Genomic DNA, 19683 nt, shown 5'->3' with positions numbered 1-19683 from the left:
GCTCCGTGCTTCACTCCAGCGGCCGGACTACGGGCAGGTCACGCCCCAGGGGAGGGTGCGGCCGGCGTACAGCTCGCAGAGCGGCAGCTTGTTGCCGGTGCCGCTGTGGCAGTCGGCGCAGGCGTTGTTGGCGCCCAGCGCGGTGGCCTTGGGCGCCACCTCGTGGTTCAGGTCCATGTACAGCTTGGTGGTGCGCCAGTCGTAGCCGGCGTTGACCCCGTCGTACTTGGGGAAGCTGGTCACGCCGGCGGCCTGGCCGGCCGCCACCGCGCCGGTGGCCAGCACCTTGCCCCACAGGGCGGCCATCGAGGCGGCGCCGGGGGCCAGGGGGCCGGCCGCGCCGTCGAAGTCGTAGGCCGGGTAGCTGAAGCCCACCGCCTGGATGACGCCCCACAGGCTGCCCGGTCCGAAGACGTTGGGCACGATGGCGTAGCTGTTGGCGCCGTCGATGTAGAACGCCTGCCGGCCGCGCATGACCTTGAAGGCCATGATCTTGCCGTCGGTGGCGCTGCCCACCGGCTCGCCCAGCGAGATGCGGTTGGCGTCGGCGCCGGTGGTGCCGAAGGCGCCGAAGTCGGCCTTGTCCGAGGTGAGGGCGTGGGTCGACTTGCCGTTCGACCAGCGGTAGCCGGGCTGGATGTTCTTCTGCCAGACGAAGTTGCCCTTGATGTAGTCGTAGGTGACCACCGAGTTGAGCGAGGCGGCGTTGGGCGTGCCGTCGTCGTTCACCTTGGTGGTGGTCACGCCGGCGCTGCAGGGGGTGCCGCCGGCGCAGGTGCCGTTGTCACCGGCGGTGGACCAGTCCCAGTCGACCTTGCCGAACTGGCCGCGGCTGAAGCGGGGGATGTGGCAGGTCTGGCAGGCGATCTTCACGGCGTGGGTGTCCAGGTTCTCGCCGCCGGCCTGCACGTGGCCCTCGTGCGGGGCGGCGCCGTGGCAGTCGGAGCAGGAGACGCGCGCCGAGTGGGTGGGGACGTGCACGCCGGAGCCCTTGAAGGTGTGCTCCGGGCCGGCGTGGCAGTCGAGGCACTCCATGCCGCGGCCCATGTGGACGTCGATGGCCTCGGTGGGGTTCTTGAGCGAGGAGCCCATCAGCTTCACGTTGTCGCCGCCGCCCGCGTAGAAGTGGCAGGCGCCGCAGTTGGTGCGGGTGGGCATGCGGATGTCCTGCGCCGCCACCGCCAGGTTGATGGTGGCCACCGGGTTGCCGAAGTTCTTGGGGTCCTTGGCGTAGGCGGCCGTCGGGTTGGAGTGGCACACCAGGCAGTCGATGCGGTGCTCGAGCGGGATCGACGAGTCGCCGGTGGTGGCGTCGGCCGAGGCGTAGTTGCGGGCCGACTTCTGCGGCTTGGTGGCGAGCGGGTCACCGCCGTAGCCGGCGTGGCACTGGTCGCAGCGCTTGTCGTTGGAGGGCGTGGCCACGCAGAAGTTGTTGATGAGCTTCGACTTGCCGATGGTGCCAGGGTTGATGACGGTGGTCAGGTCGGTCATGGAGACCAGGTCGGCGGTCTCGCCGGCCCAGGTCCAGTGGGTGGAGGCCATCACCTGGGCCGCCGCGTCGGCGTGGCAGCCGACGCACTGGGCGGTGACCGCGTAGCCGCTGGCGAAGGGGCCGTGCAGCGGGCCGCCGGCCGCGCCGAAGGTGGCGTGCAGGGTGGCGGTGCCGAGGCAGGAGTCGGTGGTGGCGCTGCAGGTGGTGCCGGCGCCGCACTGGCCGACCCAGGCCGCGGTGGCGCCGGAGGTGTCGCAGGCGGCGCAGCCCGGGTAGGCCTCGGTGCAGGTCACGGCCGCCACGGCGACGCAGGCGCCCATCTGGCAGGCGGTGCCGGCGCCGCAGGCGGGCGTGCAGGCCAGGGGCACGCACTGCCCGTCGCTGCAGACGTTGCCGGCGCCGCAGAAGTCGGCGCAGGTCTTCTCCGCGGTGGAGGAGCAGGCGGCCAGGGCGCTGAGCGCCAGGGCAGCCAGGGCGAGACGAGTCGAGCTCAAGGTGGGTCCTTTCCCGACCGGGAGGTGGCTGGCCGGGGTGGGCCACGCCAGGCGGATCGGTGAGCCCATCCAAAGCACGCGGCATACCAGCGCCGGCCGCGTCTGGAACCCCCCGTTTCCTTCGAGTTCCGACGCTGTGCGCCGGCGCCCACAGTTCACCTGAACGGGGGGCCGTTGCGCTGAGCGTTCACCGTGAACCGTTCGCCTTGAACGGCGCTCCAAAGGGTGATTCTCTTCCGGGGTTCCCGACATGAGTCCGCTCAGCGTTCCCCACCTGCCCTTCGAGGGCCTCGGCAGCGAGGACGCGCTCCACCGGCTGGCCGACGTGCTGCCGGACGCGCTCTTCACCATCGACGTGGCCGGGCGGGTAACCTACTGGAACCGGGCGGCCGAGCGCATCACCGGCTGGTCGCCGGCGGAGGCGGTGGGGCGCGACTGCTCCATCCTGGCCGGCGACGCCGTCAACGGCTGCGCCTGCGGGGTCGGCCCGCTCAAGTGCGGCCTGGCGCAGCAGGGGCGGACCTCCAAGACCTGCACCCTGCGCACCAAGGACGGCCGGCTGCTGCAGATCGTCAAGAGCGCCGTGCCGCTCTACGCGCCCGACGGCGCGGTGGTGGGGGCGCTCGAGACCTTCACCGCCGCCGGCGAGCCGGGGCAGGAGGCCCGCTGCGACTGGCGTCCGGCCCGCGCCGAGGGCGACTTCTGCGGCCTGGTGGGGCGCCACCCGGTCATGGAGGAGCTCTACAAGACCATCGGGCAGGTGGCCCGGTCGAGCGCCACCGTCATGATCCTGGGCGAGAGCGGCTCCGGAAAGGAGTGCGTCGCCGAGGCCATCCACCGCGGCAGCGGGCGCTCCGCGGCCCCCTTCGTGCGGGTCTCCTGCTCGGCCCTCAACGAGAACCTGCTCGAGTCGGAGCTCTTCGGCCACGTCAAGGGCGCCTTCACCGGCGCCCTCAAGGACCGGCGCGGCCGCTTCCAGGAGGCCCACGGCGGCACCCTGCTGCTCGACGAGATCGGCGACGTCTCCCCGGCCGTCCAGGTGAAGCTGCTCAGGGTCATCGAGCAGCGGGAGATCGAGCGGGTGGGCGACTCGGCCCCCATCAAGGTGGACGTGCGGCTGCTCTGCGCCACCCACCGCAACTTGAAGACCATGGTGGAGCAGGGGCGCTTCCGCGCCGACCTCTACTTCCGCCTGGCGGTCTTCCCGCTGCGGGTCCCCTCGCTGCGCGAGCACCTGGACGACCTGCCGCTGCTGGCCGCCTCCTGGCTGGAGCGGCTGGCGGCCGCGGGCGGTCAGCGCCCGACCGGGGTCTCGGCCTCGGCGCAGGCCCGCCTGGCCACCCACGCCTGGCCCGGCAACGTCCGCGAGCTGCAGAACGTGCTCGAGTCGGCCGCGCTGCGGGCCGGCGATGGCCTCATCGAGGTGGCGCACCTGCCGGAGGAGCTGCGGTCCGTGGCCCCGGCGGCCGCGCCCCCACCGCCCGGCGCCGCGGGGCTCGACAAGGACCGGGTCTCGGCGATGCTGCAGGCCTGCGGCTGGAACCGGGCCGAGGCCGCCCGCCGCCTCGGGGTGTCGCGCGTCACGCTCTGGAAGCGGCTCAAGCTGTACGGCCTCACCGAGCCCGACGAGGCGCCGCCGGGCGACTGAGGGGCGCGCCGTGCCCTGGTCACGGGACCGGGCGGGGCGGCGGGAGGCGGACCGCGAGGTGATACGCTCGGGGTGCGTGCGCCCCCGCTGCCGGGAGGGCCACGCCCACCGGGAGCCCGATGCGCCCTCGCCTCAAGCTGGCCGGCAAGGTCCTCCTCACCCTCGGGCTGGCGCTCGCCGTGGTGGTGGTCGGCGCGGCGGCGGGCTGGTTCGCCACCGGGGACCTGGCCGGCGAGGTGTTCGCCTACCGCGACCGGACCCTGCCCGCGGTGGAGGCGCTCGGCGAGCTCGGCATGGCGGTGAGCCGGGTGGACGGGGCGCTGGCCATCCTGGCCCAGCCCTCGGCCGACCCCAAGCTGCGCGCCCGCTACCGCGGGCTCTCCGACAGGTCCCGGGGCGCCGTCGAGCAGGCGGCGGCGCGCCACGCCGCCCTGGTGGACGACCCGGCGGAGCAGGAGGCGCGCCGGGCGCTCGACGCCGCGCTGGAGGCCTGGCGGGCCGAGGCCGCCCAGGCGCTGCGGCGGGTGGAGGCCCGCGACCAGCTGCTGGCGCGGCGCGCGCCGGCGGGCGAGCTGGCCGACGCCGAGGACGAGCTGGCCGATCAGGTCGAGGCCCAGCTGGCCGAGTCGGCGGGCGTGCAGCGCCGGCTCGACGCGCTCCTCGAGGCGGCGCGCGGCGAGGCCATCACCCGGGGCGCAGAGGCCGAGGCCACCCTGCGGCTCACCCGGGCCACCATGCTGGGCGGCCTGCTGGCCGGGGTGCTGGTGCTGGTGCTGGCCGCCCTGTGGCTGGGCCGCTCCATCCGCCGCAGCCTGGGCGGGCTGGACGCCGAGGCCCGCCGCCTGGCCGAGGCGGTGCGCCACGGCCGGCTGGCGGCGCGCGCCGACGAGGCGGCGGTCGACTGGGAGTTCCGACCCATCGCGGCGGGGATGAACGCCACGGTGGAGGCCTTCCTGGCGCCGCTGCAGCGGGTCACCGGGGCGGTCGAGCGGCTGGCGCGCGGCGACCTGCCGCCCCCCATGGTGGAGCCCTGGCCCGGCGACTTCGACGCCCTGCGCACCGATCTCAACGGCTGTGTGGCCGCCATCCGGGCCCTGGTGGAGGACGCCAGCCTGCTGGCCCGGGCCGGGGTGGAGGGCCGCCTCGACACCCGGGCCGACCCGTCGCGCCACCGGGGCGACTACCGCGCCGTGGTGCAGGGGGTCAACGACACGCTCGACGCCGTGACCGGCCCGGTCCGGGTGGCCGCCGCCTGCGTGGACGACCTGGCCCACGGGCGCATCCCGCCGCACATCGCCGCCGCCTACCAGGGCGAGTTCGCCCGGCTGCGCGACGACCTGAACCGCTGCCTCGACGCGGTGAGCCTGCTGGTGGCCGACACCCGCGACCTGGCCCAGGCGGGCGCGGAGGGGCGCCTCTCCACCCGGGCGGACGCCTCGCGCCACCAGGGCGACTTCCGCGAGGTGGTCGAGGGGATCAACCGCACCCTCGACGCCGTGACCGGCCCGGTGGCCGAGGCGGCCCGCTGCGTCGACGCCATCGCGCGCGGCGACATCCCGCCGCACGTCGAGGGGGCCTATCGCGGCGAGTTCCAGGCCATGCAGGCGAGCCTGAACGGCTGCATCGACGCGGTGAACCGGGTGGTCTCCGACACCCGGCGCCTCGCCGACGCGGCGGTGGCCGGGCAGCTGGCCACCCGGGCCGACCCCGACCTGCACCTGGGCGACTTCCGCCGCATCGTGGCCGGGCTCAACGAGACGCTGGACGCCACGGTGGCCCCCATCGCCGAGGCCACGCAGGCGCTCGAGCGCCTGGCGGCGCGCGACCTGACCGCCCGGGCCGAGGGGCGCTACCTGGGCCAGCACGCCCGCATCCAGCAGGCCGTCAACGCCACCGCCGAGGCGCTGGGGGCGTCGATGCAGCAGGTGTCCGACGCGGTGGCGCAGGTCTCCGGGGCGGCCAGCCAGATCGCCTCCTCCTCCCAGGCCGTGGCCTCGGGGGCCTCGGAGCAGGCCGCCTCGCTCCAGGAGACGGTGGCCCGCCTCGACGAGGTGACGGCGGCCACCCGCCGGTCGGCGAGCGGGGCTGGCCAGGCCACCGCGCTCGTCGAGGAGGCCCGGACGGCCGCGAAGGGCGGTGCCGCGGCGGTGCGACAGCTCGACGGGGCGATGCGGCAGATCAAGAACGCCTCCGAGAGCACCTCGCAGATCATCAAGGACATCAACGACATCGCCTTCCAGACCAACCTCCTGGCGCTCAACGCGGCGGTGGAGGCGGCCCGGGCCGGCGAGGCCGGGCGCGGCTTCGCGGTGGTGGCGGAGGAGGTCCGCTCGCTGGCGCTCCGGGCCAAGGAGGCGTCGCAGAAGACCGAGGCGCTCATCCAGGAGTCGGTCCGGCAGGCCGGGGCCGGGGAGCAGGCGTCCGCCCAGGTGAGCGGCTCGCTCGGCGAGATCGTGGCGGCCATCGGCAAGGTCGCCGCGCTGGTCGGCGAGATCGCCACGGCGGCGCGGGCCCAGGAAGCGGGCGTGCTCCAGGTCGGGCAGGCCGTGGGCGAGATGGACAAGGTCACCCAGCAGAACGCCGCCTCGGCGGAGCAGTCCTCCTCGGCGGCCAGCCAGCTGTCGGCGCAGGCCGAGGCGCTCGAGGCGCTGGTGGGGCGCTTTCGGCTCGGGTGAGGCCGGGGCGCTCGCCCCGCTCGCCTCAGAACAGCGACCCCTGCGCCCCCGGCGGCCGGCGGAAGGTGGCCGGCGGGTCGCCCCGCTCGCCCGGCCGGGACACCATCAGGCCGAGCCGGGCGCAGCTGACCCGGAAGACCGCGGCGATGGTCTCGGCGTAGGGCCCCTCGCCGCGGAAGCGGCGGCCGAAGCTCGGGTCGTCCACCTCGCCGCGCCTGGTCTCGCGGACGAGGTGCAGGATCCGCTCGGCCCGCTCCGGCAGCACCTGGCGCAGCCGCTCCGCGAAGACCCGCCCCACCGGGCCGGGCAGGCGCAGGAGCTGCCACCCGGCGCTGGCCGCCCCGGCGCCCCGGGCCGCCGCCAGCACCCGGGGCAGCTCGTCGTCCAGCCCCGGGATGACCGGGGCCACCAGCACCGTGGGGGCCAGGCCGGCGTCGGCCAGCCGCGCCAGCGTCTCGAGGCGCCGGCGCGGGGTGGGGGCGCCGGGCTCCAGCCGGCGGGCCACCACCTCGTCGAGGTAGGGGAGGCTCACCGCCACGCTGCAGCCGGCCTCGGCGCGCAGCCGGATCAGCAGGTCGAGGTCGCGCTCCACCAGCGCCGCCTTGGTCACCAGGCAGACCGGGTTGCGGTAGTCGAGGCAGGCCTCCAGGCAGCCGCGGGTCAGCCGGTAGGAGGCCTCCAGCGGCTGCCAGGCGTCGGTGGCGCCGGCGAAGGCCACCACCTCGCCCTTCCAGGCGCGCCGCTCGAAGGCCTGGCGCAGCAGCGCGGGGGCGCGCAGCTTGACCGCCACCTTGGTGTCGAAGTCGGTGCCGGCGCCGAAGCCCAGGAACTCGTGGTAGGGGCGGGCGTAGCAGTAGGCGCAGGCGTGCTGGCAGCCGCGGTACGGGTTGACGCTCCAGGTGAAGGCGACGTCCGGGCTCTCGTTGCGGGAGAGGATCTCGCGGCTGGCGTCCTCGTAGACCTCGAGCCGCGCGGCGGTGGGCTCGAGCCACTCCACCTCGGCGCTGAGCCAGGGGTTCGGAGGGTTGGAGATGGGGACCGGCTTCACCGGTCCAGCCTGGACTGAACGGGCGAGCAGGTCAAGGCCGGACGGCCCGGGGGCGGGCCGGCCGCCCCGGGCCGGCTACCCGCAGCCGCCCTTCACCGCCGCCTTCGACTGCAGCTTCACCTTCTTGGCGAAGGTGTAGGTGGGCCAGGTGACGCCGTGGCCGCCCTGGGCCGCGGCGTGGCCCTCGCCGCCCGAGACCGGCGCGCTGCACGGGGCGCGGAAGCCGCGCGAGGTGGCCAGCTCCGGCCAGGCGGCCGGCAGGCTGCTGCCGGTGGCGAAGGCGAAGCGGTAGTCGAGCCGGTCGGACCCCTCGTCGCCGGCCGCGGCCTGCGGCGCCGGGGCGGCCACGCAGCGCTCCACCGCGTAGAGCTCGAGCCAGCGGTTCATGCCGCCCTCGATGACGTAGAGGTTCTGGACCCCGGAGGCCTTGAGCGCCTTCCAGGCCTGCAGCGCGGCGGCCTCGCCGTTGGCGGTCACGAAGGTGACCGTGCTGGCCGGCTGGTCGAGCAGCCCCTTGAGCGTCCTGGGCGTGGTGAGGGCCGCCGGATCGACGCGGCGGGCCCCCCCCAGGTGGAAGAGGTTGAAGTCGTGCTCGTCGCGCAGGTCGAGCACCTGCACCTTGACCGACAGGTCCTTCCGCAGCGCCACCACCTCGGCCGGGTGGACGAAGATGCCGCGCTCCGCCACCGGGCGGGCCGCGTCGGCGCCCAGCAAGGCGAACTTCTCGAGCGGGGTGGGCTGGCCGCGGGCCGCCACCACCAGGGCCAGCAGCACCAGCGCGCCGGCCGCGGCCGCCCTGGGCAGGCGGGGGCGCAGCGGGATCTCCGACCAGGCCAGCCCCTTGCCGAAGCGCTGCTCCAGCAGCTCGCCACCCCAGAACATGAAGAGCGCCATGGCCACCACCAGCAGCAGGGCCACGCCCTTCGAGATCCCCAGCCACTCGTCGAGGGTGAAGCGCCCCATGTCGGAGGAGAGGAAGAAGGCCTGGTAGCTGCCCACCGTCTCGCCGAAGAGCCAGACGCCGCCCAGGGCCCCCAGCAGGAACAGGGCGCCGTCGATCTTGAGCGTGGAGGCGGCCACCACCGAGGTGCCAGGGCAGAAGCCGCCCAGGATGAAGCCCACCCCCATGATCAGGCCGCCCACGATGCCGGGCCACAGGTAGGTGGGGTTGACCCACACCTTGCTCATGTCGAGCAGGCCGAAGGCGGTGGCGCCGGCCACCAGCACCGCGGCCACGATGATGCCGGTGAACATGACCTTCAGCACGGTCAGGTCGCGGAAGTAGAACTGGCCGGCCAGCTTGCGGGTGTCGCCGAAGCCGCCCAGCTCGAGCACGGCGCCGAAGCCGAAGCCGATGAGGCCGAAGGTGAGGGCGCTGGCGACGGGGCCGAAGGCGGCGATGTCGAAGGGTGCCATGGTGATCTCCTGCCTCAGTTCCAGAGCCGACGGACGAACCAGGCCAGGGCGTAGGCGCTGGCGAAGATCGCCAGGGCGAAGGCCCAGCTGCCCACCGACAGCACCGCGCCGCCGGAGAGGGCCTGGCCGGAGGTGCAGCCGCGGGCCAGGCGGGCGCCGTAGCCCATGATGGCGCCGCCCAGCAGGGCGAAGACCACGCGGGTGGGGGTGGAGATGTTCGGCCCCTTGCGCAGCTCCGGCTTGAGCCGCCGGTTCACCAGGCCGGAGGTGAAGCCGCCCAGGATGGTGCCCACCAGCATCCAGACGCTGGAGTGGGCCCAGGCGCTGCGGCTGCCGCCGGCCAGCTCGGCGAAGTAGGCGACCCGGTCCACGTGGCCCGGGGCCAGCACGTCCACCACCCCGGTCTGCACGCGGCTCAGGGCCGCCGAGGCGCCCAGGCCGCCGCCGGTCACGTAGAAGGCCAGGAAGAGCACCAGCCCCAGCAGCGTGCCGGCCAGGTACGGGTTCAGGTAGGGGCGGGGAACCGTCGTGGTCGCCATGGTCAGCTCCGCTCCGGCGCGGCCCGGTCGTCCTCGACGGGCTGGTAGCCGGTGATCATCGACTCGAGGTGCTCGGTGGGCGTCCGCCCGGTGGTGACCAGGTAGACGTGCAGGACGAAGAAGGTGAGGAAGAGCCAGGACCCCAGGTTGTGCAGCGGGGCCAGGGTGCCGAGGCCGCCCACCGCCGCCGCCACGTTGGGCCAGTGGCCCACCGCCCAGATGAGCAGGCCGGTGACGATCTGCAGCGGGAAGAGGACGTTGAGCAGCGCCAGGTAGGTGAGCTGCTGCAGCGGGTTGAGCTTCTGGCCGGGGGCGTTGTTCGGGTGCGGCCCGCCGAAGAAGATGCCCCGCGACTGGTAGGTCATGTGCTCGAGGATGCGGCCCACCAGCCCCTGCGGCGCCGGGATGAAGTTGCGGATGGCCTTGGTGGCCAGGTGGTAGAAGAGCGCCAGGAAGGCGTTCAGCATCAGCACCACCGCGAAGACGTTGTGCAGCGAGATGGCGCCCGGCAGCGAGAGCAGCCAGGCGGCGCCGGCCCAGTGGATCTCCAGGCCGCTCCAGATGAGGAAGACGCCGGAGAGCGCCATGGTCCAGTGCCAGAGCCGCTCGTAGCGGCCGAAGACGTAGGCCTTCCCGGTGGGCGCCCGGGCGTGGGCCTCCTGGCCGGCCCGCCGGCCCTGGGTGAGCAGGCGCAGCAGGCCGTGGGTCGCGACGCCGATGAAGACGGCGGCGAAGAGGCCGAACCCGATGGTGTTGGTGGCGCCCTGGCGGGAGTGGCCCAGCACGTGGAGGCCGGAGGGCGCGGCGCCCTCGCCGCGCAGCAGGGCCAGGCTGCCGTCGGCCCCTGGGGTGAGGGTGCCGGCCAGCTCGACGCGGGGGCGGTCGCCGGGGCGCGGCGGGGCGCCGCCGGGCAGGTAGCCGGCCACCAGGAACGACCCACCCAGCCGGGAGTCCTCGGCGTGGCAGGCCTGGCAGTCGCGCTGGGCCCGGTCGCGGGTGGAGACGCCGTGGGCCAGCGGGTAGACGGTGAGGGTGCCGTCGATGGCCGGCGAGTCCACGCCGGCGGCGGCCAGCCGCGCGGCCACCAGCTCGGCCTTGAGCTTGCCGTCCAGCCGCAGCTCCTGGGGGTCGAGGCGCCCGTCCCGGTCGGCGTCGAAGTGCTCCAGGATGGCCGGGGCGTAGGCGCCGCCCTCCAGGAAGGCCTTCGCCACGGTGGCGGCGGGCACCTCGGCGCGGTCGGCGCCGGCCACCCAGCGGAAGCGGCTGACGGTGTTGACCGGGGCCAGCCGGCGGGCGCCGTCGGCCTCGGTGCGCTCCACCAGCAGCGGCTGGAAGGGGCGCAGCGTGGCGGTGTTGAGGGTGTCCCCCGGCCGCCGCTCCAGGCCGCGGTAGCGCACCGCCGGCGTGCCCGCCAGGGTGACCACCGTGGCGTCGATCATCTCCACCGCCGGGCCGGCCGGGGAGGCCAGGTGGCAGGCCTGGCAGGAGAGCACCGTCATGTGGCGGGTGCGGTAGGGCAGGAACTCGTGGGCCTTGAGCGGGTCGTGGCAGCTGCGGCAGCCCTGCTCGGCCAGGTGGTGGTCCGGACGGAGCAGGAACTCGGCGGTGGAGAGCCGGCGCGGGTCGGAGGTGAGGTAGCGCAGGGCGCCCTGGCGGCTCTCGGTGCGGGCCGGGTTGTTGGCGGCGTAGTGGCAGGCGATGCAGTCCACCAGCTTGGCGGCGTGCACGTCCCAGGGCGCGCTCAGCCCGGCCTTGCCCTCCAGGTTGAGGAAGGAGTCGGACATGCGCTGGGGCGAGACCACCGCCCCCTCGCCCTGGGTGAGCGACCAGGTGCGGCCGCCGGGCGCGGCGGTGGCCTCGAAGTCGGCCGGCAGGGCCACCGGGTCGTGGGCCCCGCCCAGCAGGCCGTGGCAGGCGGCGCAGCTGGCGGCCCGGGGCGCGCCGATGCGGACGGCCTGGCGCACCAGGCGCCCCTCGCCGTCCAGCGTCTCGGGGCGCACGTCGAGCGTGCCGCCGTCGACGTGGCACTGGGCGCAGGTGGCGGTGCTCTTCGGCGCGGCGTGCCCGCTGTGGGACGCGATGTAGGCCACGTCGTGGCAGGCGCCGCAGGTCCGGTCGAGCGAGACGTCGGCGCCGGCCTTGACCTTCTTGCCGGCCGCGTCGAGCGGGGCGAAGACCGGGTGGATGGGGTTGACGGCCTGCTGGGCGCGAGCCGCCGGGGCGGCCAGCAGGGCCAGCGCCAGCAGGGTGAGGCGGGTGAGGCGGTTCACTTGCGGCCTCCGGTCTTGATGGGGTCGCCGGCGTAGCCCAGCGCCTTCCAGTCGAGGCGGCCGCCCTCGCCGTGGCACTCGACGCAGCCGAGGGCGCGCTCCTTGGGGGTCACCATGTGGGAGAGCGGCCAGCTCATCTCGGTGGGGGCGAAGCCGAACTTGCCGCTGTAGGGGATCTTCGAGGCCTTGGACCCCAGCTTGAAGGCGCTGTCCCAGTCGAAGGTGGTCCAGTAGCCGCCCGGGCCGCCGGTCACCGGCGGGAAGAGGTAGTTGAAGCCGGCGTCGTAGGGCTGCTTGCCCCGGTGGATCTTGACGGGCCAGATGCGGGCCGTGGGATCGGCGATGGAGCCCTGCAGCGGGTTGAGCTGGGTGACCGTGGCGGGGTCGATGGTGTCGCCCAGCAGGTAGCGCCCCACCGTGCCGTTGAACCAGCGGTACTCGGGCAGCGCGGCCTGCTGGTAGGAGAACTCGCCCTTGATCTTCAGGTAGCTGTGCAGGTCGTCGGGGCGGCTGGCGTCGCCGGCCTTGCTCCAGTCCCAGGTGGCCTTGGTGGGCAGCTGCCCGGCGTAGTCCGGGATGTGGCAGGTCTGGCAGGCCACCGCCTTCAGGTGGGCGTTGATGCGGTCGTCGCGGTGCTCGGCCTTGACGTGGCAGTCGGTGCAGGCCACGCCGTGCGAGGGCTCGACGCTGACCGAGAAGGCCCGCCCCTGGATCTGGTGGTGCGGCGCGGCGTGGCAGTCCACGCAGAGGAACTTGTGGCGCCCGATGTGCACGTCCTCCTCGTCGTAGGGGTGCGCCAGCGAGGAGTCGAGGTCGCCGTGCTTGACCCCCTGGCCGCCGCCGCCGAAGGCGTGGCACCCCAGGCAGTTCTCGCGGCCCGGGGTGGCGACGCTGCGGGCCGCCGCCGCCAGGTCGCTCTCCTTGGTGGGCAGGCCGAACGCCCCCTTCACGTAGGCGCCGGTCCGCTCGTGGCAGACCAGGCAGTCGACGTTCTCGGGGTTCTTGAAGTCGAAGGTGTCGTCGGCCCAGCCGTAGCCGGCGTGGCACTTCATGCAGGACTTCTCGTTCCCCTGCGAGGCGATGCAGAAGTTGTTGAGCAGGTTCTTCTTGCCGATGCGGGTGGTGCCGGTCCGCCCGGGGATCTGGACCTCCTCGGAGAGCCAGGTGAAGTGGGCGGAGGTCATGACCTCGGCCGCCTGCGGGTGGCACTTCAGGCAGGCCCGGGTCACGGCCTGCGGGCTCTCGAAGGAGGCCGGGGTGACCGGGGCGTGGTCGAAGTGGGCCCGGACCTTCTTCTGGTAGCCGGTGGCGTGCCGGACGGCCTCGGGCTCGGCCGGGGCGCGGGTGGCCAGGGCCAGCCCGACGCCGCCGACCACCACCGCCAGGAGCGCCGCGCCCAGGAACCAGGGACTCTTCATCGGTGAGGTCTGCCCGTCAGCCATGTCGCCCTCTCGTCTCAGTGGACTGGCTAGAGACGTTTCAGCCCGGGTGGGTTCGCGCCTGCTGGTGGGTCATTCAACCCACCGGACTTCTTGTCTTCGGCCGGCGGCCGTCGGTTCGGCCAGGCGGCTCGTTTCTCGCTAGCAGAACAATGCGTGGACCGTGCCCAGGAGCGAAGTCTTGAAAGTCCAGATGCTTGTGGGCATGATGTCCCATGAATGCGACGTGGCGTCGCGCAACGCGAGACGATTCGACTCAAGTCGAGGTGACACGTGACCACCGTACTCCAGGGACAGCCGCTGACCTGCCTCGTGCCGGGCATCGACCACGAGATCGCCTTCTCGGCGGTGAACACCGCCTTTGGCTCCCTCGGGCGCGTCTGCATGGCGCTCGACGGGGACTTCCGGGTCCGCTACGCCTCGGAGCTCCTCGACACCCTGCTCGGCCCGGCGGCGGCGGCCCGGGCCCGCGGCGCCCCGGTGGAGGAGCTGCTCGGCACCGAGCTCTTCGGTCCCGGCGCCCCCCTGCGCGCCGCCCTGCAGGCCGGGGAGAAGCGCGAGGGCTGGCGGGCCGTGCTCAAGGGCGACGGGGGGGCCAGCCGGCTCATGTCGGTCTCGGCCGCGCCGCTCCTGCCCGACCGCCACGGGGTGTGCGACCCGGCCGCCCGCTACCTGGTGGTGCTGCGGCCGGCCGACGAGTCCACCGTGGAGGCCAGCGGCCCCATCGCCGGCTTCGGGCTCATCGCCCGCTCCAAGGCCATGTCCCACGTCTTCCGGCTCATCGACACCCTGCAGCAGAGCGAGGCCACGGTCCTCATCACCGGCGACAGCGGCACCGGCAAGGAGGTCATGGCCCGCATCATCCACGCCCACTCCCCGCGCAAGAGCGGGCCCTTCGTGGCCTTCAACGCCGCGGCGCTGCCGGGGGACCTGCTGGAGAGCGAGCTCTTCGGCCACGTGCGCGGCGCCTTCACCGGCGCGGTGCGGGACCGGGTGGGCCGCTTCGAGGCGGCCGACGACGGGACGCTCTTCCTCGACGAGGTGGGCGACGTGCCGCTCCACCTCCAGGTGAAGCTGCTGCGGGTGCTGCAGGAGCACGCCTACGAGCGGGTGGGCGACAGCGTGACCCGCCGCACCAACGCCCGCATCATCGCCGCCACCAACCGCAACCTGCGGCGCGCCGTGCAGGAGGGGACCTTCCGCGAGGACCTCTACTACCGGCTGCGCGTCTTCCCCATCGAGGTGCCGCCGCTCCGGGCCCGGCGCGAGGACATCGAGCCCATCGCGCGGCTGCTGCTGTCCAGGGCCGGGGCGCGGGCCGGCCGGGCCCTGCAGCTCTCCCCCGACGCGGTGCGGGTGCTCCTCTCGCACGACTGGCCGGGCAACGTGCGCGAGCTGGAGAACGCCCTGGAGTTCGCCGCCACGGTCTGCCGCGGCCAGACGCTGCAGCCCGAGGACCTCCCGCCCGAGATCCAGGAGGGGGCCGGGGGCCGCGCCGCCGAGGTGGAGCCGGCGGCCAGGCCCGCCCGCCGCGCCGAGCCGGCCCGGGGGGGCGAGGGGTCGCCGGACCAGGCCGGGCGCGAGTCGCTGACCCGCGCCCTCGAGGCCCACCGCTGGAACCGGCTCGACACGGCCCGCTCGCTGGGGATGAGCCGCAGCACCCTGTGGCGGCGCATGCGGGCCCTGGGGCTGGAGTAGGGGGGCCGGCCTGGGCGCGGTCGGGGTCGGTTCGTTTGAGGTCCTACCTGTCGCCTGGTCTGCCACCTGGGGGAACTCGCGCAGGGCTGGGGCTTCTCGCCACGTGTGCGCCGGGCCCACACCAGTCGGATCGCGCACCTGGACGGGGCCTCCCCGGCAAGGGCCTTGCACTCAGACATCGCGACGTAGCGATACTGCTATGTAGACGCATCAGCTGGCGGGCGGGCGCCGAGGTGGTGGGCGCCCCGGGAGGAACACCGGATGGAGAAGAACCCCGACACGTTCTGGAACCCCTACCTGGCCGGCGTGGCCCTGGGGCTGGTGCTGCTGGCCACCTTCCTCCTCACCGGCAAGGGGCTGGGCGCCTCGGGCGCCAGCTTCCGGGTGGGCGTGGCGGCCGTGCAAGCGGCGGCCCCGGCCCACGTGGAGGAGGTGCCGCTGATGGCCAGCGCCATCGAGGACGGCCCGCCGCTCAAGTACTGGCTGGTCTTCCAGACGCTGGGCGTGATCCTGGGCGGCTTCCTGGGGGCCTACACCAGCGGCCGCTTCGGCCGCGAGACCCTGCGGGGGCCGACCTTCGGCGAGGCGCCGCGGCTGGCCCTGGCGGTGGGAGGCGGCGCGCTGATGGGCGTCGGCGCCCAGATGGCGCGCGGCTGCGCCTCGGGCCAGGCGCTCTCGGGCGGCGCGCTCTTCTCGGCGGGCGCCTGGATCTTCTTCATGTGCTTCTTCGGCGGCGGCTACGGCGTGGCCTACTTCGTGCGGAGGCAGTGGCGATGATCTTCCCGACTGATGCGCTGGCCCAGGAGGCCCTCACCCCCCTGTCGCTGGCCGGGGCGCTGGTCATCGGCGTGGCCTTCGGCTTCGTGCTGGAGCGGGCCGGCTTCGGCCGCGCCCAGATCCTGGTGGCCCAGTTCTACGGCACCAAGATGACGGTCTACCGCACCATGTTCACCGCGGTGGTGACGGCGGCCATCGGCACCTCGCTGCTGGCCGCGGTGGGCCTGCTCGATCTCCGGGCCGTGACCATCAACTACCCCACCTACCTCTGGCCCATGATCGTGGGGGGCCTGCTGGTGGGCGCCGGCTTCGTCACCTCCGGCTACTGCCCCGGCACCTCGGTGGTGGCGGCCGCCTCCGGCAAGCTCGACGGCGCCTTCACCGTGCTCGGCGTGGTCCTCGGCACGGTGCTGTACGCCGAGGTCCAGCCGGCGCTGGGCGCCTTCCACGACAGCGGCAAGCTGGGCGGGGTCTTCCTCTACACCCTGCTGCGCGTGCCGCCGCTGGTGCTGGCGCTGCTGGCGGCCGTGGTCGCGTACTTCACCTTCAAGGGCGCCGCCAGGATCGAGGCGCTCGTCAACCGGTCGGCGGCCGCCAGGGCCGCCGCCTCCCCCCCGCAGGCCTGAGCCTCGCCCACCGGAGCCACCCATGTTCAAGCGTCTCGCCGCCGCACTCGTCGCCGCCGCCGCCCTGCTCGCCCTCACCGCCGCCCCGGCCCTGGCCGACGAGAAGTTCCTCGGCAAGGTGGCCAAGATCGAGCAGGCCGGCGCCACCGCCGCCGTCACCCTGCAGGACGACGCCGGCAAGAGCGTGGTCCTCACCGTCGAGGACAAGATCACCCTCGACAAGTTCGCCGACAAGCGCATCGGCGTGGGGGACGAGATCAAGGCCAAGTACGTGGTCAAGGGCGGCAAGAACGTCTCGACCTACTTCAAGAAGCCGGGCGGCTGCTAGCCGCGACGGGTTCCCAGCCCCTGCCGTGGATCCCACCGCCATGAAGCCGGCCCGCGCCCGCGTCGCCTCCCTGGCGCGGCCGCCCATCGCCACCGACCCGTCGCGCGCCGTGCACCTCGCCGAGGTGCTGAAGGCGGTGGCCCACCCGCTCCGGCTGCGCATCATCGCGCTGCTGGTGGAGGGGGACGAGCGGGTGGGGGCGATGGCCGAGCGGCTGGGCGCCAGCCAGGCCATCGTGTCGCAGCAGCTGCGCATCCTGCGGGGCCACGGGCTGGTGGCGGCCGACCGGGAGGGTGGCGGCGCCACCTACCGGCTGGTGGAGCGGAACCTGGAGGGGCTGGTCACCTGCATGGAGAAGTGCAGCCGCTGAGCGGCTGACCGTCCGGCGTCCTCCCTGGACCCTGGTCCCGGGAGAGCCACGTCCGCAGTCCGTCGAGGAGCACACCATGGCGCTGTCACGGCGGCAGTTCATCCAGATCGGGGCGGGCGGCGCGGGCGGCGCGGCGCTGGCCACCGGCCTGCCCACCCGCTGGTGGGGGCTGGACGGGGACCCCACCCCCGACCCGCGCACCGACGGCGACCAGGTGGTCGCCTCCTACTGCGAGCTCTGCTTCTGGGGCTGCGGCGTGCTGGCCCACGTCAAGGACGGGCGGGTCACCAAGATCACCGGCAACCCGGCCCACCCCCTCTCGCGCGGCATGTTGTGCCCGCGCGGCGCCGGCGGCACCGGGCTGCTCTACGACCCCGACCGGCTGCAGCGGCCGCTGCTGCGCCGCGCCAAGCGGGGCGAGGACGTCTTCGAGGAGGTCTCCTGGGACGCCGCCCTGGGCAAGGTGGCCGAGGGGCTGGAGGGGGTGAAGCAGCGCCACGGGCCGGAGGCCCTGGCCCTCTTCACGCACGGCTCGGGCGGCGCCTGGTTCAAGCAGTTCATGAAGGCCTGGGGCTCGCCCAACATCGGCGCGCCGTCCTACGCCCAGTGCCGCGGGCCGCGCGAGGCGGCCTTCCAGCTCACCTTCGGCACGCCGCTCGGCTCGCCGGAGCCGCTGGACCTGGCCAACGCCCGGTGCATCACCCTCATCGGCAGCCACCTGGGCGAGAACATGCACAACACCCAGGTGCAGGAGCTGGCCGACGCCCTGGGCGCCGGCGCCCAGCTGGTGGTGGTGGACCCGCGCTTCTCGGTGGCCGCCTCCAAGGCGCGCTACTGGCTGCCCATCAAGCCGGGCACCGACATCGCGCTGCTGCTCTCCTGGATCCACGTGCTGCTGGCGGAGGGGCTCTACGACGCCGCCTACCTGGCGGAGCACGCCACCGGCCTCGAGGAGCTCAAGGCCCACGTGGCCACCTCGACGCCCGAGTGGGCCGGGGCCATCACCGGGCTCGACCCCGGGCTGATCCGCGCCTCGGCCCGCCTCATCGGCGCGGCGCGTCCCGCCTCGCTCATCCACCCGGGGCGCCACACGGTCTGGTACGGGGACGACACCCAGCGCGAGCGGGCCATGGCCATCCTGGTGGCCCTGCTGGGCAGCTGGGGCCGCCGCGGCGGCTACGTCAAGCAGGACAAGTTCCCGCTGGCCGGCTACCCGCACGGCGGCCTGCCGCCGCCGGCCACCCGCCCCAAGGTGGACAAGCCAAAGGGCGGCCGGTATCCGCTGGCCTCCGAGGTGCTGGCCAGCGGTCTGTGCGACGCCACCCGGCCCGGCCAGTCGCTCTACGACCTGAAGGCCTGGATGGTCTACGGCTGCAACCTCATCCAGGCCATGCCCGACCGGCCCCGGCTCATCGAGGCCATCCAGCAGCTGGAGCTGCTGGTGGCGGTCGACGTGCTCCCGGCCGAGATCTGCGGCTTCGCCGACGTGGTCCTGCCCGAGGCCACCTACCTGGAGCGCGACGACGACGCCTGGAACGGCCCCTGGCGCCAGCCCTTCCTGGCGGTGCGGCAGATGGTGGTGCCGCCGCTCTACGACTCCAAGCCCGGCTGGTGGATCGTGAAGGAGCTGGCCGCCAAGGTGGGCCTCTCCAGCCACTTCCCCTGGAAGGACGCCCGCGAGTACGTGCAGGCGCGCCTGGCGGTGAAGGGGCAGAGCTGGGAGGTCCTCTCCACCACCGGCGTCCTCATGGGCGAGCCCTTCCCCACCTGCCAGGAGGACGGGGCCGAGCTCACGCTCGAGACCGAGAGCGGCAAGATCGAGCTCTACTCCCAGGAGCTGGCCGACCTCGACTTCGACCCCCTGCCGGTCTTCCGGCCGCAGGAGGAGGCCCCGCCCGACCACTTCCGGCTCCTCTCGGGCCGGGCGCCGCTCCACACCTTCGGCCGCACCGTCAACAACCGCCTGCTGGCCGAGCCCTACCCGGAGAACGAGGTCTGGCTCAACGCCGACGCGGCGGCCCGCCTGCCGGGCTTCGAGCGCAGGCCCCTGGAGCAGGGCGAGAAGGTGGTGCTGGTCAACCAGGACGGCGTCCGCTCCACCCCGGTGAAGGTGAAGCTGACCCAGCGCATCCGCACCGACTGCGTCTTCATGGTCCACGGCTGGGGCCAGACCGCCGCGAAGCAGCGCTACGCCTTCGGGCGCGGCGCCTCCGACGCCCTCCTCACCACCCGCTACAAGCTGGACCCCATCATGGGCGGCACAGGCATGAACGTGAACTTCGTGCGCTTCGAGCGCGCGCCGGAGGTGGCATGACCGCCCGCCGCTACGCCATGGCGGTGGACACCCGCCGCTGCGTGGGCTGCAACGCCTGCGTCATCTCCTGCAAGACCGAGAACGCCCTGCCCAGCGGCGGCTTCCGCGACTGGATCGTGCAGGAGGTCCACGGGACCTTCCCCGACCTGACCATGCAGATCCGCTCCGAGCGCTGCAACCACTGCGGCGACACGCCCTGCGTGGCCGCCTGCCCCACCGGCGCCAGCCACGTGGCCGACGGGGGGGTGGTGCTGGTGAGCAAGCACAAGTGCACCGGCTGCAAGGCCTGCATGGCCTCCTGCCCCTACGGCGCCCGCTGGGTCCACCCCGACGGCTACGTGGACAAGTGCACCTTCTGCCTGCACCGCGTCGAGCGCGGCCAGGTGCCGGCCTGCCAGGAGACCTGCCCGACCCGGGCGCTCACCTTCGGCGACCTGGCCGACCCGGCCAGCGAGGTGTCCCGCCTGGTGAACCGGCGGCCCAACCTGGTCCTCCAGCCCGGGGCCGGCACCCGGCCCTACGTCTTCTTCCTCACCTAGGCGGGAGTCG

General features: G+C 73.9%; 15 protein-coding genes. 9 read left to right on the top strand and 6 right to left on the bottom strand.

Annotated features, from left to right (window positions below):
- Positions 1-27 precede the first annotated feature (27 nt).
- Positions 28-1986 (bottom strand): hypothetical protein, encoded by a 1959-nt coding sequence (locus IPO09_19380; protein ID MBK9519454.1) that lies wholly within the window; start codon positions 1984-1986, stop codon positions 28-30.
- 250 nt (positions 1987-2236) lie between these two features.
- Between IPO09_19380 and IPO09_19375 the strand changes: the two genes are divergently transcribed.
- Positions 2237-3634, top strand: coding sequence for a sigma 54-interacting transcriptional regulator (locus IPO09_19375; GenBank protein ID MBK9519453.1), 1398 nt, complete (start codon positions 2237-2239; stop codon positions 3632-3634).
- A gap of 119 nt (positions 3635-3753) precedes the next feature.
- A complete protein-coding gene (locus IPO09_19370) occupies positions 3754-6309 on the top strand; it encodes a chemotaxis protein (GenBank protein MBK9519452.1) in 2556 nt (851 codons plus the stop codon).
- Positions 6310-6334: 25 nt separating this feature from the next.
- Here the strand turns inward: IPO09_19370 and IPO09_19365 are convergent, their stop codons facing one another.
- The 5 genes from IPO09_19365 to IPO09_19345 all read right to left on the bottom strand — a co-directional run bounded on the left by IPO09_19365 (position 6335) and on the right by IPO09_19345 (position 13000).
- The gene (locus IPO09_19365) at positions 6335-7357 is read right to left on the bottom strand and encodes a radical SAM protein (GenBank protein MBK9519451.1); all 1023 of its coding nucleotides are present in this window, start codon (positions 7355-7357) and stop codon (positions 6335-6337) included.
- Positions 7358-7432: 75 nt separating this feature from the next.
- Positions 7433-8773, bottom strand: a complete 1341-nt coding sequence (locus IPO09_19360) for a YeeE/YedE family protein (GenBank protein ID MBK9519450.1) — start codon at positions 8771-8773, stop codon at positions 7433-7435.
- A 14-nt stretch (positions 8774-8787) separates the two neighbouring features.
- Positions 8788-9312, bottom strand: a complete 525-nt coding sequence (locus tag IPO09_19355; protein MBK9519449.1) for a YeeE/YedE family protein — start codon at positions 9310-9312, stop codon at positions 8788-8790.
- A 2-nt stretch (positions 9313-9314) separates the two neighbouring features.
- Positions 9315-11582, bottom strand: a complete 2268-nt coding sequence (locus IPO09_19350) for a cytochrome b/b6 domain-containing protein (protein MBK9519448.1) — start codon at positions 11580-11582, stop codon at positions 9315-9317.
- Positions 11579-13000 carry a tetrathionate reductase family octaheme c-type cytochrome gene (locus tag IPO09_19345; GenBank protein ID MBK9519447.1) on the bottom strand — a complete coding sequence of 474 codons (1422 nt, stop codon included), beginning with the start codon at positions 12998-13000 and terminating at the stop codon, positions 11579-11581. The genes IPO09_19350 and IPO09_19345 overlap by 4 nt, the downstream gene beginning before the upstream one ends.
- A 405-nt stretch (positions 13001-13405) precedes the next feature.
- On the opposite strand from IPO09_19345, the gene IPO09_19340 reads away from it, so the two are divergent.
- From IPO09_19340 to IPO09_19310, 7 genes are all read left to right on the top strand, one after another.
- Positions 13406-14719 (top strand): sigma-54-dependent Fis family transcriptional regulator, encoded by a 1314-nt coding sequence (locus IPO09_19340; protein ID MBK9519446.1) that lies wholly within the window; start codon positions 13406-13408, stop codon positions 14717-14719.
- A 261-nt stretch (positions 14720-14980) separates the two neighbouring features.
- Complete coding sequence (locus IPO09_19335; GenBank protein MBK9519445.1) at positions 14981-15496, top strand: YeeE/YedE family protein; 516 nt, start codon at positions 14981-14983, stop codon at positions 15494-15496.
- Positions 15493-16122, top strand: a complete 630-nt coding sequence (locus IPO09_19330) for a YeeE/YedE family protein (GenBank protein ID MBK9519444.1) — start codon at positions 15493-15495, stop codon at positions 16120-16122. Before IPO09_19335 ends, IPO09_19330 begins: the two co-directional genes overlap by 4 nt.
- A gap of 22 nt (positions 16123-16144) precedes the next feature.
- Positions 16145-16450, top strand: a complete 306-nt coding sequence (locus tag IPO09_19325) for a hypothetical protein (protein ID MBK9519443.1) — start codon at positions 16145-16147, stop codon at positions 16448-16450.
- A 40-nt stretch (positions 16451-16490) separates the two neighbouring features.
- Complete coding sequence (locus IPO09_19320; GenBank protein MBK9519442.1) at positions 16491-16820, top strand: winged helix-turn-helix transcriptional regulator; 330 nt, start codon at positions 16491-16493, stop codon at positions 16818-16820.
- Between the two features lie 76 nt (positions 16821-16896).
- Positions 16897-19134 carry a molybdopterin-dependent oxidoreductase gene (locus tag IPO09_19315; protein ID MBK9519441.1) on the top strand — a complete coding sequence of 746 codons (2238 nt, stop codon included), beginning with the start codon at positions 16897-16899 and terminating at the stop codon, positions 19132-19134.
- Positions 19131-19673, top strand: coding sequence for a 4Fe-4S dicluster domain-containing protein (locus IPO09_19310; GenBank protein MBK9519440.1), 543 nt, complete (start codon positions 19131-19133; stop codon positions 19671-19673). Before IPO09_19315 ends, IPO09_19310 begins: the two co-directional genes overlap by 4 nt.
- Positions 19674-19683 lie beyond the last annotated feature (10 nt).

Origin of the sequence: Anaeromyxobacter sp., assembly GCA_016718565.1 — a bacterium.
In the GTDB taxonomy this organism is placed as follows: Bacteria; Myxococcota; Myxococcia; order Myxococcales; family Anaeromyxobacteraceae; genus JADKCZ01.
This window is presented reverse-complemented; position numbering and strand designations above follow the sequence as displayed.

Bases quoted from the DNA above. Each gene is read 5' to 3' on its own strand.
- IPO09_19355 (MBK9519449.1), bottom strand. From the start codon at position 9,312: ATGGCGACCACGACGGTTCCCCGCCCCTACCTGAACCCGTACCTGGCC.
- IPO09_19325 (MBK9519443.1), top strand. From the start codon at position 16,145: ATGTTCAAGCGTCTCGCCGCCGCACTCGTCGCCGCCGCCGCCCTGCTC.
- IPO09_19320 (MBK9519442.1), top strand. From the start codon at position 16,491: ATGAAGCCGGCCCGCGCCCGCGTCGCCTCCCTGGCGCGGCCGCCCATC.
- IPO09_19360 (MBK9519450.1), bottom strand. From the start codon at position 8,773: ATGGCACCCTTCGACATCGCCGCCTTCGGCCCCGTCGCCAGCGCCCTC.
- IPO09_19315 (MBK9519441.1), top strand. From the start codon at position 16,897: ATGGCGCTGTCACGGCGGCAGTTCATCCAGATCGGGGCGGGCGGCGCG.
- IPO09_19345 (MBK9519447.1), bottom strand. From the start codon at position 13,000: ATGAAGAGTCCCTGGTTCCTGGGCGCGGCGCTCCTGGCGGTGGTGGTC.
- IPO09_19335 (MBK9519445.1), top strand. From the start codon at position 14,981: ATGGAGAAGAACCCCGACACGTTCTGGAACCCCTACCTGGCCGGCGTG.
- IPO09_19375 (MBK9519453.1), top strand. From the start codon at position 2,237: ATGAGTCCGCTCAGCGTTCCCCACCTGCCCTTCGAGGGCCTCGGCAGC.
- IPO09_19370 (MBK9519452.1), top strand. From the start codon at position 3,754: ATGCGCCCTCGCCTCAAGCTGGCCGGCAAGGTCCTCCTCACCCTCGGG.
- IPO09_19340 (MBK9519446.1), top strand. From the start codon at position 13,406: ATGGCGCTCGACGGGGACTTCCGGGTCCGCTACGCCTCGGAGCTCCTC.
- IPO09_19310 (MBK9519440.1), top strand. From the start codon at position 19,131: ATGACCGCCCGCCGCTACGCCATGGCGGTGGACACCCGCCGCTGCGTG.
- IPO09_19330 (MBK9519444.1), top strand. From the start codon at position 15,493: ATGATCTTCCCGACTGATGCGCTGGCCCAGGAGGCCCTCACCCCCCTG.